This is a genomic window from Brevundimonas diminuta 3F5N (assembly GCF_900163625.1).
GTDB lineage: Bacteria > Pseudomonadota > Alphaproteobacteria > Caulobacterales > Caulobacteraceae > Brevundimonas > Brevundimonas diminuta_A.
In genome coordinates, this window is record NZ_FUIE01000054.1 from 18,505 (window position 1) to 30,558 (window position 12,054).

Here is a 12,054-nt window from a genome sequence, read left to right on the forward strand (position 1 = left end):
CCAGACCGGCTTGGAATTAATCTGGCCGCAAGACAATGCGAAGGTTGCTCGGCTATAGGCCGGTTGTTGCGAATGATATGCAACAGCTTGAGTGCGGCAGGGATCAGCATGGAGTCGAGAGTAGCGGAGTTCTGGGGCGCGCCCGATCTGTCGGTTCAGATCGGCGGCGGCGCATCCGAACGCCATGACGCGGTTGCCCCCAAGGGCGGGGCGGACTGGGCTTTCGGCCTCAGCACGCCGGAGCTGCGGCTGTTCACTACGGGGCTGAAGCAGCGCCTGACGCCGGGGCCGGCGACGACGCTGGGTGAGCGTGTGCGCCGCTTCTTCGCCGACCTGCCTGTCGCGCCCGAAACGGATGAGCCGTCGCCGCGCCTGCTGGTCGGCGCCTTGCCGTTCGACCGCAACGCCGACGACTGCCTGTTCTTGCCCGAGCGCGCGGCCAACCGCATCTGGGACATGCCTTCCACGGCGTCGCGCCCTTCGATCCTCGCCCTGACGCCCGAGCCGTCGCGCGCGGCCTATGAGGCGGCGGTGACGCAGGCGCTGGCGGCCATGCGCGCCTCTCAGGGCGGCGCAGAGCCGGTCGACAAGGTGGTGCTGTCCCGCAGCCTGAAGGTTCAGGGCGACGGCGCGATCGACCCCTTCGCCCTGTGGCGCGACCTGAAGGCCGACCCGACCGCCGCACGCTTTCTGACGCCGTTGGGAGCCGGGCAGGGTGGGGCCATGCGCCGTCTGGTCGGCGCCACGCCTGAACTGCTGGCGTCCAAGCGCGGCCCGGCTGTCTTCTCTCATCCGCTGGCCGGATCGGCCCGTCGCAGCACCGACGTGGTGCAGGACGAGGCGGCGGCGCAAAGCCTGCTGGCTTCGGACAAGGACCGACGCGAACACGCCCTGGTGGTCGAGGCCATCATGGATCTGCTGGCGCCCTACTGCAGCGACCTGCGCGCCCCGCCCGGCCCGGCGCTGGTCTCGACCCGGACCATGTGGCACCTGGGCACCCGTATCGAGGGGCGGCTGCATCGCCCTGATGAAGTCTCCGCCGCTGAACTGGCCGCCCTGCTGCATCCGACGCCCGCCGTCTGCGGCTCGCCGCGCGATCAGGCGGCCGAGATGATCCACGCGCTTGAAGGCTATGACCGGGGCTTCTATGCGGGGGCCGTGGGCTGGACCAACGCCTTTGGCGACGGGGCGTGGTACGTCTCCCTGCGCTGCGCCGAGACGTGCGGCGATCAGGCGCGTCTCTATGCGGGGGCGGGCATTGTCGAAGGCTCCGACCCCGCCGCCGAGGCGGACGAGACGTCGGGTAAGTTCCAGGCCGTCCTGCGCGCCCTGGGCGTGGATGAGGCGAGCGTATGATTCCCCTGCAGCAGGTCTGGCCGGACGACATGGCGGCGCATTATCGAGCCAAGGGCTATTGGCGCGGCGAAACCTTTTCCCAACTGCTGCGCAGCCGGGCGGAGGCGCAGGCCGACGCCGTCGCCGTGGTCGGCATGGACCAGCGCTGGACCTACGGCGAACTGCTGCAAAAGGCTGAGACGGCCGCCGCCGGTTTCCTGGCGCTGGGGCTGAAGCCGGGCGACCGGGTGGTGGTGCAGTTGCCGAACCTGCCCGAGTTTCTCAGCGTGATCTTCGGCCTGTTCCGGGCGAAGCTGATCCCGGTGTATGCGCTGCCCGCGCACCGATCGACCGAGATCGTCCACTTCGTGACGCGCGCCGAGGCCTCGGCCTATGTCGTGGCCGACCGGCATGAAGGGTTCGACTATCGCGTCCTGGCCCGCGCTGTTCAGGCCGAGGTTCCGGACCTGCGCCATGTGGTCGTGGTGGGCGAAGCGGAAGAGTTCGCCTCCTTCGACGGGTTCCGCGCCGATCCGGCGTCCCTGCCGACGGATGACGCCGATCCGTCCGACGTGGCCTTCCTGCAGATTTCGGGCGGGTCGACGGGCCTGTCCAAGCTGATCCCGCGCACCCATGACGACTATCTCTACAGCGTGCGCGAAAGCGCCGACATCTCGGGGCTGGAGCCGGAGAGCGTCTATCTGACGGCCCTGCCGGCGGCGCATAACTTCCCGATGAGTTCGCCCGGCTATCTGGGCGCCCTCTATGTCGGGGCGACGGTGGTGATGGCGCCGTCGCCGTCGCCGGACGTCTGCTTCCCCCTGATCGCGCGCGAGGGGGTGACGATCACCGGACTGGTGCCGCCTCTGGCCCTGTTGTGGATGCAGGCGGCGGCCAAGAAGACCCACGACCTGTCCAGCCTTCAGGTGCTGCTGGTCGGCGGCGCGAAGTTCCTGCCCGAGGCCGCGCGTCGCGTGCGCGCTGAACTGGACTGCACCCTGCAACAGGTGTTCGGCATGGCCGAGGGGCTGGTCAACTACACTCGGCTGGACGACCCCGAGAGCCTGATCGTCGAGACGCAAGGGCGGCCGATCAGCCCCGACGACGAAATCCTGATTGTTGACGACGCGGGCGCGCCGGTGGCCGAGGGCGAGCCGGGCAATCTGTTGACGCGCGGCCCCTATACGATCCGCGCCTATCACAACGAAGAAGCGGCCAATGCGCGGTCCTTCACCGAGGACGGCTTCTATCGCACCGGCGACGTGGTGCGCCGCACGCCCGAGGGCTATCTGGTTGTCATGGGCCGGGCCACCGACCACATCAACCGAGCGGGCGAGAAGATCTCGGCCGAAGAGGTCGAGGATCACCTGCTGGCCCACCCGGCCGTGTTCGACGCCGCCGTGGTGTCGGTGCCCGACGACTATCTGGGCGAGCGCATCTGCGCCTTCATCATCCCCAACGGCGCCGCGCCGCGCGGCGTCGAGCTGAAGGCCTGGATGCGCAAGCGCGACATCGCCGACTTCAAGGTGCCGGACCAGATCGTCTTCGTCGAAGACTTCGCCGTGACCGCAGTCGGCAAGATCAGCCGTCGCGAACTGCGCGCGGCGCTTCGCCAGCGCATTCTGGAAGAAGAGGGCAAGGCGTGAGCGTCTCCAAAGGTCTGCCCACCGTCCCGGCCTACGCCCTGCCGACCGAAGCGGAGATTCCCGCCTCGCGCGCCCAGTGGACGCTGCAGCGTGATCGCGCCGCCCTGCTGGTCCACGATATGCAGCGCTATTTCATGCGCCCCTATGCGCCGGGCGCCGAGCCGCTGCCGGGCCTGATCGCCAACATCGCCCGGCTTATCGTGGCGGCGCGGGCGGCGGGCGCACCCGTCTTCTACACCGCCCAGCACGGCGATCAGGACCGCCGCGACCGGGGTCTTCAAGCCGATTTGTGGGGGCCGGGCATGAGCCGCGCGCCCGAGCATGAAGAGATTTTGCCCGAACTGGCCCCGGCGCCGGGCGACTTCCCTCTGGTCAAGCACCGCTACAGCGCCTTCCAGCGCAGCAACCTGGAGACGCTGATGCGGGTGCGGGGGCGGGACCAGTTGATCGTCTGCGGCGTCTACGCCCACATCGGCTGCCAGCTGACGGCGGCCGATGCGTTTCAGCGCGATATCGAACCCTTCTTCGTCGCCGATGCGCTTGGCGACTTCTCGCGCGACAAGCATATGGGCGCGGTGGCCTGGGCCGCCGACACCTGCGCCGTGGCCCTTTCGACGGCGCGCGTTCTGGAACGACTGACATGACCAAGCTGACCCCGCAGGACCTGACGCTGGAGCGGATGCGCGCCGATGTCGCCGCCGTGCTGCACGAAACGCCGGACTCCATTCTGGACGACGACAATCTGATGGATCTGGGCGTCGACTCCTTACGCGCCCTCAACCTGTCGCTGGCGTGGAGCGAGGCGGTGCCGCTGGAGTTCAGCGAACTGGCCGAACACACCACGCTAGCAGGCTGGTGGAGCGTGGTTCAGGCGCGCCTGCGCGCCGCCGGTCACGACGCCTGACCTGACATCATGGACGACGGACGCATGGCGGCGGCGCTGGAACACCCGCTGACGGAAGCCCAATCCGGCCTGTGGTTCGCCCAGAGGCTGGACCCGGCCAATCCGATCTTCAACACGGCCCACTATCTCGACATCCGGGGCGATCTGGACGTCGAGGCCTTCCGCGCCGCTGTCGATCGGACCGCCGCCGAGGCCGAGGCCCTGTCGCTGCGTTTTGTCGAGCGAGGCGGCGAGATCTTCCAGACCCTCGACCCGACCCATCGGCCGCTGCTGCAGATCGTCGACGTATCCGCCGCCGCCGATCCGGTCGCCGAGGCCATGGCCGCCATGCGCCGGGATCACGAGACGCCGCTGGACCCGACGCGCGATCCGCTGGCCGCCAACATCCTGTTCCTGATGGGGCCGCAACGCTTCCTGTGGAGCCTGCGCGTCCACCACCTGGCCACCGACGGCTTCGGCATGGCCCTGCTGACCAATCGCACAGCCGAGCTCTACAACACCGCGCGTGGCGGCCCGGCGCCCGGCCCAGTCTTCAACTCCATCGCCAAGGTGTGGGAGGAAGACGCCGCCTATCGCGTCTCCGACAAGCGCACGGCCGACGCGGCTTACTGGCGCGAGATCATGGGCGACGCGCCCGAGGTCGCCTCTCTGGGGCCCGGCAAGGCCACGACCGCCCACCGCTTCCACCGCATCGAACGCGCCCTGCCGCTCGAGGTCACGGCCCGCCTGCGCGCCCGCGCCGACGCCGGGCGCCTGTCATGGCCCGACGTGCTGACCGCCATCGGCGCCGCCTATGTCCGCCGCTTCTCGGGCGCCGAAGAGGCCGTGATCGGCGTGCCGTGGATGGGCCGCATGGGCAGCGCCTCGGCGCGCACGCCCGCCATGATCATGAACGTCCCGCCGCTGCGCCTGACGCTGGACGAGGACGCGCCGCTGGACGAGCAGCTGATCCTGGCCTCCAAGGCCCTGATCAAGACCCGCCGCCACGGGCGTTACCGCAGCGAGCAGCTGCGGCGCGACCTGGGCCTGATCGGCGGGGCGCGGCGCCTGTATGGGCCGCTGGTCAACGTCCTGCCGTTCGACCTGCCGCCGCGCTTTGCGGGGCTGGATACGACGCTGAAGGTGCTGGGCACAGGCCCGGTCGACGACATCAGCTTCACCTTCCGCGGCGACGCCGCCCCGGCCCTGACGCTGGAAGTCGACGCCAACCCCGACCTGTATACGCTGGAGGAAGCCGCCGCCCACGCCGAGCGTCTGGCCGCCTTCCTGACCAACGCCCTCGACGCCGAGACCTTGGGCGAAGTCCCCATCGCCACGCCGAGCGAGGCCGCGCGCGAACTCGAAGTCTTCAACGCCACCGCCCATCCGGTGCCTCACACGACGCTGACCGCCCTGCTGGAGGCGGCGATGAAGGCGACGCCGGACGCCCCGGCCCTGACCTTCGGCGAGCAGACCCTGACCTACGCCGAACTGGACCGCCGCACGGCGGCGCTGGCCTCGGCGCTGGCGGCGCGCGGCGTGGGGCGCGAGAGCCTCGTCGCCGTGGCCCTGCCGCGTTCGCTGGAGTTGGTGATCGCCCTCGTCGCGATTTTACGCGCAGGCGGCGCCTACTTGCCGCTGGATCTCGAGCATCCGGCCGAGCGCATCGCCGCCATCGTCCGCGCCGCCGGGCCGAACGTCGTCCTGACCCATGACGACATCGGCGGCGTGTTCAGCGAGGCCCTGCTGGCGCCCGCCGACTGGCCGCTGGACGGGGCGGCGCCTGTCGTCGCGCAAGGGGGCGAGGACGCCGCCTATGTCATCTATACCTCGGGTTCGACCGGCGATCCCAAGGGGGTGCTGGTCGAGCATCGGGCCATCGTCAATCGCCTGCTGTGGATGCAGGCTGAATACGGTATCGGCGCCCAGACCCGCATCCTGCAGAAGACGCCCGCCACCTTCGACGTCTCGGTGTGGGAGTTCTTCCTCGCCCTGGTCTCGTGCGGCGAACTGGTCGTGGCCCCGCCCGGCGCGCACCGTGATCCGGCGGCTATCGCCGGGCTGATCCGCCGCCATGCGATTACCGACCTGCACTTCGTCCCCTCCATGCTGTCGGCCTTTCTGGCCGATCCGGAGGCCAAGGGGATCGCGGTCGACCACGTCTTCTGCAGCGGCGAGGAACTGCCCGCCGAGCTGCGCGACCGTTTCCACCAGACGGTGACGGCTGAACTGCACAACCTCTACGGCCCGACCGAGGCGGCGGTGGACGTCAGCTATTGGGCCGCCGGGCCGGACGATACGTCCCGCCCCATGCCCATCGGCTGGCCGGTGTGGAACACCCGGCTGGTCATTCTGGACGAGCGGCTGCGCCCCGTGGCGCCCGGCATGGGCGGCCATCTGCATCTGGGCGGGGTGCAACTGGCGCGCGGCTATCTGAACCGGCCCGACCTGACCGAGGACCGCTTCATTCCCGACCCGCACCATCCCGGACAGCGCCTGTATCGCACCGGCGACGTGGCGCGCAGGCGGGCGGACGGAGCCGTGGTCTATCTGGGCCGCAGCGACCATCAGGTGAAGATCCGCGGCCTGCGCATCGAACTGGGCGAGATCGAAGCCGCCGTCATCGCCAGCGGCCTGGCGCGCGAGACGGTGGTGCTGGCGCGCGAAGACCGTCCCGGCGAGCGCCGTCTGATCGCCTATCTGGTCCCGGCTGAGGGCTATGACCCCGCCGCCCTGAAGGCGAAGCTGGCCGCGCGTCTGCCCGATTACATGGTCCCGGCCGCCATCGTGGCGCTGGACGCCCTGCCGACGACCTCCAACGGCAAGCTGGACCGCAAGGCGCTGCCCGCCCCGGTGTTCGAGGCCGCTGCGGGCCGGGCGGCTGAGACGCCGACCGAGAAGATTGTCGCCGAACTGTTCGCCGAGACGCTGGGCCGGGCCGAAGCGGCGGGCGCCGACGACGACTTCTTTACGCTGGGCGGCGACTCCCTTCTGGCCGTGCATCTGATGATGCTGATCCGCGAGCGGCTGGGGCGCGATCCAGGGCTGGGCGCCCTGTTCGACCGACCGCGCGTGGCGGAACTGGCCGCCCTGATCGACGCTGAGGCGCTGGACTTCGACAACGGGCTGGGCGTGCTGATCCGTCTGGCCGAGGGCGATCCGGCCCTGCCGCCGCTGTTCCTGATCCACCCGGCGGGGGGGCTGTCGTGGGGCTATCGGACGCTGGCGCGCGCCCTGTCGCCGCGCCGCACGGTGTGGGGCGTGCAGTCGCCTGCGTTGGACCCGCAGAACGCCCTGCCGGACGGGATCGACGCGCTGGCGTCCGTCTATGTCGATCACATTCTGGCCTTGGGCGCGCCCGGTCCGGTCCACATCGCAGGCTGGTCCGTCGGCGGCATCATCGCCCAGGCGGCGGCGGTCGAACTGGAGCGGCGCGGGGTCAAGGTCGGGCTGATGGCGATGCTGGACTCCTATCCGGCCGAGTGCTGGCGCGCCGAGCCGGAGCCGGACCCCGTCGACGCCATGCGCGCCCTTCTGGCCATCGCCGGATACGACCCGACCCAATATCCCGACTTACGCAGCCGCGAGGCCATCCTCTCCTTCCTGAAGGCAGGCGACAGCGCGCTGGGCGGCCTGCCTGAGGCGGCGCTGGACGGGGTGATCCGCGTGGTGCTCGACACCAACCGTCTGGTGCGTGAACACCATCATAAGCCCTTCGGCGGCCGCACTACCCACGTCCGCGCGGCGCTGGACCACAAGGAGCGCGACCTGACGCCCGGCCTGTGGCGGCCCTATGCCGCCGATCTGGACGTGGTCGAGGTTCCCTTCCTGCACCCGCAACTGACCGGCCCGGCGGCGACGGCCCTGATCGCCCCGGCGCTGGACGCCCGCATGACCGCTTTCGAGGAGACCGCACGATGAGAGACAGCGGACTGTCCGGCCGTCTGGCCCTGGTCACGGGCGCGGGCGGCGGCATCGGCGCCTCCGTGGTGCGCCTGCTGGTCGAGGAGGGCGCGCGCGTGGTCGCCACCGACCTGCCGTCCACCGCCCTGTCGGGTCTGGCCTTCCTGAACGGCGTGCGGGTCGAGCCGCTGGACGTGTCCGACGGCGCGGCGGTCGAGGCCCTGTTCGAGCGCATTGAGGCCGAGGACGGCCCCATCGACTTCGTCGCCAGCGTGGCGGGCGTCCTGTCCAATGTGACGGTGGATCAGACCTCCGACGCCGAATGGCGCCGCGTCTTCGCCGTCAATGCGGACGGGGTCTTCCATCTGGGCCGCGAGGTTTCGCGGCGGATGGGCGAGCGGGGCAAGGGCGCCTTCGTCACCGTCAGTTCCAACGCGGCGGGCGTGCCGCGCCATGCGATGGCGGCCTATGCCGCGTCCAAGGCGGCGGCGACCATGTTCACCCGCTGTCTGGGGCTGGAGCTGGGGCCCAAGGGCGTCCGCTGCAACATCGTCGCCCCCGGCTCGACCCTGACGCCGATGCAGACCGGCATGTGGGCCGATGAGGACGGCGCCGCCCGCGTCATCGCCGGCTCGCCCGAGACGTTCAAGGCGGGCATTCCGCTGCAAAAGCTGGCGACGCCTGAGGACATCGCCGAGGCGGTGGTCTTCCTGCTGTCCGACCGCGCCGCTCACATCACCATGACCGACCTCTACGTCGACGGCGGGGCCACGCTGCGGGCCTGATCCCGCCGTTCAGACCTGCCTTCAGGACAGCTTGGCTTCGACGATCCGGGCGAAGATCGAGGCCACGTTCGGCAGCAGGTCGTCGTTGAAGTCATAGGCGGTCTGGTGGACCATCGTCCCGCCCTGGCCGACGAAGAAGTAAGCCCCCGGCGCGATCTGCAACATATAGGCGAAGTCGTCGGTGAACGGGTACGGCTTCAGGTCGCGGTGCACCTTGTCCGCGCCGAACACGCCGCCGGCCGCAGTCGCCGCCACATCGGCCTGAGCGGCGGCGTTGAAGACGGGCGGCACGCCCGCCGTCTCGCGCACCGTGACGGTACAGCCGGTCATGACGCCGACGCCCGCGCAGATGGCCTGAAGCGTCTGCCACATGCTTTCGATCACCTCGGACGAGGTGGCGCGCAATGTGCCCGCCAGACTGGCTTCGTGCGGCACGACGTTGTGCGACGATCCGGCCTGAAGCTTGGTCACGGTGATCAGGGCCGGCTCCATCGGGTCGACGTGACGGCCGACGATGGACGAGATTTCAGAGGCCACGCGCACGGCGGCCTGAACAGGGTCCTTGGTCTTGTGCGGGGCGGCGCCGTGGCCGCCGACGCCCTGAATATCGATCTCCCAAACCTTATAGCCGTTCATGGTCGGGCCGGTGTGGACCGCCGCCTCGCCCAGCGGCAGCAGCGGCATGTTGTGGTAGCCGTAGACCTCGTCGCACGGATAGCGGTCGAACAGGCCGTCCTTGATCATGGCGACGGCGCCCAGACCCGTCTCTTCCGCTGGTTGGAAGATCAGCACCACGCGGCCGCGCGCAGGCGGGTTAGCGGCCAGATGGCGCGCCACGCCCAGCAGGGTCGCCGTATGGCCGTCGTGGCCGCAGGCGTGCGAGATGCCGGGCTTTGTCGAGGCGTGGGGGACCTGACTGTCATCGTTCATGGGCAGGGCGTCCATGTCGGCGCGCAGGCCGATGGACGGGCCGGGCTCGCGCCCTTCGACGACGGCGACCACGCCTTCGCCGCCGATGCCGCCCTCGGGCTTCAGGCCCAGACCTTCCAGCACCTCGAACACCAGTCTGGCGGTGCGTGATTCCTGACCGGACAGCTCCGGGTGGGCATGGATGTCCCGGCGCCATGCGGTCATTTCGGGGGCCAGGGCGGCGAGGGCAGGCAAGGGCGTCATGGGGTCGCGCATCCGTCGTAAAGGGGAGGCGGCGAGGTTAGCATCGCCGCCTCTGAAACGACATAGCGCCCGCCAGTCCGAGCGCAGGGTGATGAGGCGGGTGTTGATTGGGTAATGGTGGTGGCGGTGGGCCAAGTCACCCGATAAGTAGTCTCCCAAAAATGGCTCGTAAGTACACGCAAAAACAGGCTTTTGTGGATGGGCTGCATGATGCTTTGGTCGTCGTTCTCGCTCTTTCACGAGGATGCGATGACGAATGCTGATGATGATGGCGAATTGTTCCTGGCGCGCTTGGAAACGATGTCGTCGGCATCGCTCAGGGATGAAAGATAACGGCGCTGGGGCGCGCCGCCTGACATGCGCTCGAAGTGTCTAATCCAGCATATTATTGCCTGGCGGATCCAGGCCGTTCAGCACGGCGACATCACGGCTGATGATCGCCGACGTATCAAATCGACCGCAACGCCCGCCCTCCAGCCTCTTCAACCCGGTAGTCGTGTCGCTGGGAGTACCGGGGCGTGGTTCATGAAGTGATCGCGGAGGGGAGGGTTCCGCTATCATGATCGGAAGCCTGCTAGAAAGCGCTCATTCCTGGTCAGGCGTTTGACGAACTATCGAGCGTCGCGAGCAGATATCCACCAAGCCCACTTATATGAGGCCAACAGGCCAGGGCCAGGTCGGGTTTGGTTGCGAGCAGAAGGGCGGTCAATTCTAAACCACGCCGGCTGTCCACATCGCGGCCATGATGCAGGCGAGGCTCACCACGCAGAGAGAAGCTTCAAACGGCGAGAGCCGCCAGGTCGAGCGATTGTGGTGTTTTCTCTTGGGCATGACGGCCTCTCGGTTTCGAGGATGATCCTGAGGGCCGGCAATGAGGCGCCGCGCAAAGGCAGAGGCTCGCCGTAGAGGCCTCGCCACAACGTATCCAGGGCCTGATCTGCTTCCCCCAAAGGTTCCATTCAAATCACACCGCCACAGGCCAGACTCACTGTCATTAACAATTGAGGTGTTAGCCAAACAACAGTCGTTTTTCCGCCTCATTTTCTTAGGCCCTGGATTGGAGAGGCCGATGGGCCTCCGCTTTTCCAAGTGGCCGCTCGACCGTGCGGGCGAGGCCGATCCTCGGCTGCATGAAAGGAGGATTAGCGACGGCGAAGGCGCTTCAGAAGCGATAGGCGGCTGAAACCATCAGGAAGTCCGAGTTCTTGCCGCCTGCCGCATGGATGGCGTCGCCAACACGAAAGGCGGCGTACTCGGTATTGAGTTCGATATGACGACCCAGCCTCCAGCGCAGATGCGCCACGAACATGGCGCCGACAAAGCGGTCGCCGCCGGGTGCGATAGGAAAGGGCTGGAGGGCGGCGTTATAGACCGCGTCCTGGCGGGAAGCGCGCCAGAAGGCGTCGACGCCTGTCGTCAGCGACAGGTTTTCGGCGAGATGGAGCATCAGGTTGGGCTGAAGGTCTATGCCGTTCATCGGCCGAAAGTGGCCTCGCTGAAATAGGCGTGGTTGGGAAAGAGGGGATTGAAGGTGTTGAGTTCTTGGTCAGAAGTCTTGCGGTCGCCGCTTTCTATATTGCCCTTCAGGCCCAGCCTGGGACGAAGAGGCAGGGTCTCAAGGCTCCAGCCGATGTCTGCGGAAAGCGCGAAGGCGCGAATGTCCAGGTCTTCCAAGCTTCCTAGCTGGTAGGCGCCTTCAAGATTGTAGTCGAACCGCTCCTTTCTGCCCCAAAGCCGCGCTCCGATGCTGTGGCGCGCCTCATGACCCGAACGCGAGGCGAAGACCGCCTGGTCGCGTTCCAGGCCCAGATAGTAGAGGTCGATGCTGGGGCCGGTTCGCCTCCGGATGACGGCATAGACGCCCCAGAAGGCCTGGTGATCATCGGCGCGGTCGTCGAAAGCGTCAGGTCGATTGCTGACGGGGCGCATGGCGAAGGCGTCGATATCGACGTTCGTGGAGCGGTAGAGCAGCCGGAGACCGTCAAAGCTGCGCCGAATGTTGAGGCCCTCACGGCTGGCGACGAAACGGCTTGAGCCCAGCGTCATTTCCTGGCGCCCCAGCCTAATGCCCGGCCGGCTCCCCGTGCGCGGCTTGAGCTCCACAAAGGCCTGCTGGATGTCCAGGCCTCCCGCGTCGGTCGCTAGAGGCCCTGACGCACGCCCCGATTCATCGTAGGCGCCGACCTGCAGGAACCCGCGTACCTGATCCGCCTGCACGTCCGCGCTCAGAAGGAGCCGGTGCAGGAAGACCTCTTCTTCCTCAACCCCCTGAAAGCGGTGGTGATGACCGGCAGCTTGGCCAGGGTGGCCATGGAGGCCAGGGCGGCGG

Annotated in this window: 9 protein-coding genes; 6 read left to right on the plus strand and 3 right to left on the minus strand. The window is 68.3% G+C overall.

The genetic code is table 11. From position 1 onward, the window contains the following. The first annotated feature begins 108 nt into the window (after window positions 1-108). Genes FM111_RS10570 through FM111_RS10595 form a run of 6 tightly spaced genes read left to right on the plus strand, consistent with a single transcriptional unit; the run spans window position 109 to window position 8,552 of the window. Window positions 109-1,356 carry an isochorismate synthase gene (locus FM111_RS10570; protein WP_256968206.1) on the plus strand — a complete coding sequence of 416 codons (1,248 nt, stop codon included), beginning with the start codon at window positions 109-111 and terminating at the stop codon, window positions 1,354-1,356. After that, window positions 1,353-2,981, plus strand: coding sequence for a (2,3-dihydroxybenzoyl)adenylate synthase (locus tag FM111_RS10575; protein ID WP_087140907.1), 1,629 nt, complete (start codon window positions 1,353-1,355; stop codon window positions 2,979-2,981). The genes FM111_RS10570 and FM111_RS10575 overlap by 4 nt, the downstream gene beginning before the upstream one ends. Next, window positions 2,978-3,625 carry an isochorismatase family protein gene (locus FM111_RS10580; RefSeq protein WP_087140908.1) on the plus strand — a complete coding sequence of 216 codons (648 nt, stop codon included), beginning with the start codon at window positions 2,978-2,980 and terminating at the stop codon, window positions 3,623-3,625. The genes FM111_RS10575 and FM111_RS10580 overlap by 4 nt, the downstream gene beginning before the upstream one ends. After that, window positions 3,622-3,885, plus strand: a complete 264-nt coding sequence (locus FM111_RS10585) for a phosphopantetheine-binding protein (RefSeq protein WP_024353927.1) — start codon at window positions 3,622-3,624, stop codon at window positions 3,883-3,885. The genes FM111_RS10580 and FM111_RS10585 overlap by 4 nt, the downstream gene beginning before the upstream one ends. A gap of 9 nt (window positions 3,886-3,894) precedes the next feature. After that, complete coding sequence (locus tag FM111_RS10590) at window positions 3,895-7,785, plus strand: non-ribosomal peptide synthetase (RefSeq protein WP_087140909.1); 3,891 nt, start codon at window positions 3,895-3,897, stop codon at window positions 7,783-7,785. Beyond that, window positions 7,782-8,552 (plus strand): 2,3-dihydro-2,3-dihydroxybenzoate dehydrogenase, encoded by a 771-nt coding sequence (locus tag FM111_RS10595; protein ID WP_087140910.1) that lies wholly within the window; start codon window positions 7,782-7,784, stop codon window positions 8,550-8,552. The genes FM111_RS10590 and FM111_RS10595 overlap by 4 nt, the downstream gene beginning before the upstream one ends. A gap of 21 nt (window positions 8,553-8,573) precedes the next feature. Here FM111_RS10595 and FM111_RS10600 read toward each other — a convergent pair whose 3' ends face one another. The 3 genes from FM111_RS10600 to FM111_RS10610 form a co-directional block, all read right to left on the minus strand. Next, a complete protein-coding gene (locus tag FM111_RS10600) occupies window positions 8,574-9,725 on the minus strand; it encodes an amidohydrolase (protein ID WP_256968207.1) in 1,152 nt (383 codons plus the stop codon). Window positions 9,726-10,887: 1,162 nt separating this feature from the next. Then, window positions 10,888-11,202 (minus strand): alginate export family protein, encoded by a 315-nt coding sequence (locus FM111_RS10605; RefSeq protein WP_087140912.1) that lies wholly within the window; start codon window positions 11,200-11,202, stop codon window positions 10,888-10,890. Further along, window positions 11,199-12,054: alginate export family protein (locus FM111_RS10610; protein WP_179205079.1), on the minus strand; the 856-nt coding region annotated here is incomplete at its 5' end. The genes FM111_RS10605 and FM111_RS10610, both read right to left, overlap by 4 nt.

Bases quoted from the DNA above. Each gene is read 5' to 3' on its own strand.
- FM111_RS10570 (WP_256968206.1), top strand. From the start codon at position 109: ATGGAGTCGAGAGTAGCGGAGTTCTGGGGCGCGCCCGATCTGTCGGTT.
- FM111_RS10575 (WP_087140907.1), top strand. From the start codon at position 1,353: ATGATTCCCCTGCAGCAGGTCTGGCCGGACGACATGGCGGCGCATTAT.
- FM111_RS10585 (WP_024353927.1), top strand. From the start codon at position 3,622: ATGACCAAGCTGACCCCGCAGGACCTGACGCTGGAGCGGATGCGCGCC.
- FM111_RS10590 (WP_087140909.1), top strand. From the start codon at position 3,895: ATGGACGACGGACGCATGGCGGCGGCGCTGGAACACCCGCTGACGGAA.
- FM111_RS10595 (WP_087140910.1), top strand. From the start codon at position 7,782: ATGAGAGACAGCGGACTGTCCGGCCGTCTGGCCCTGGTCACGGGCGCG.
- FM111_RS10600 (WP_256968207.1), bottom strand. From the start codon at position 9,725: ATGACGCCCTTGCCTGCCCTCGCCGCCCTGGCCCCCGAAATGACCGCA.
- FM111_RS10605 (WP_087140912.1), bottom strand. From the start codon at position 11,202: ATGAACGGCATAGACCTTCAGCCCAACCTGATGCTCCATCTCGCCGAA.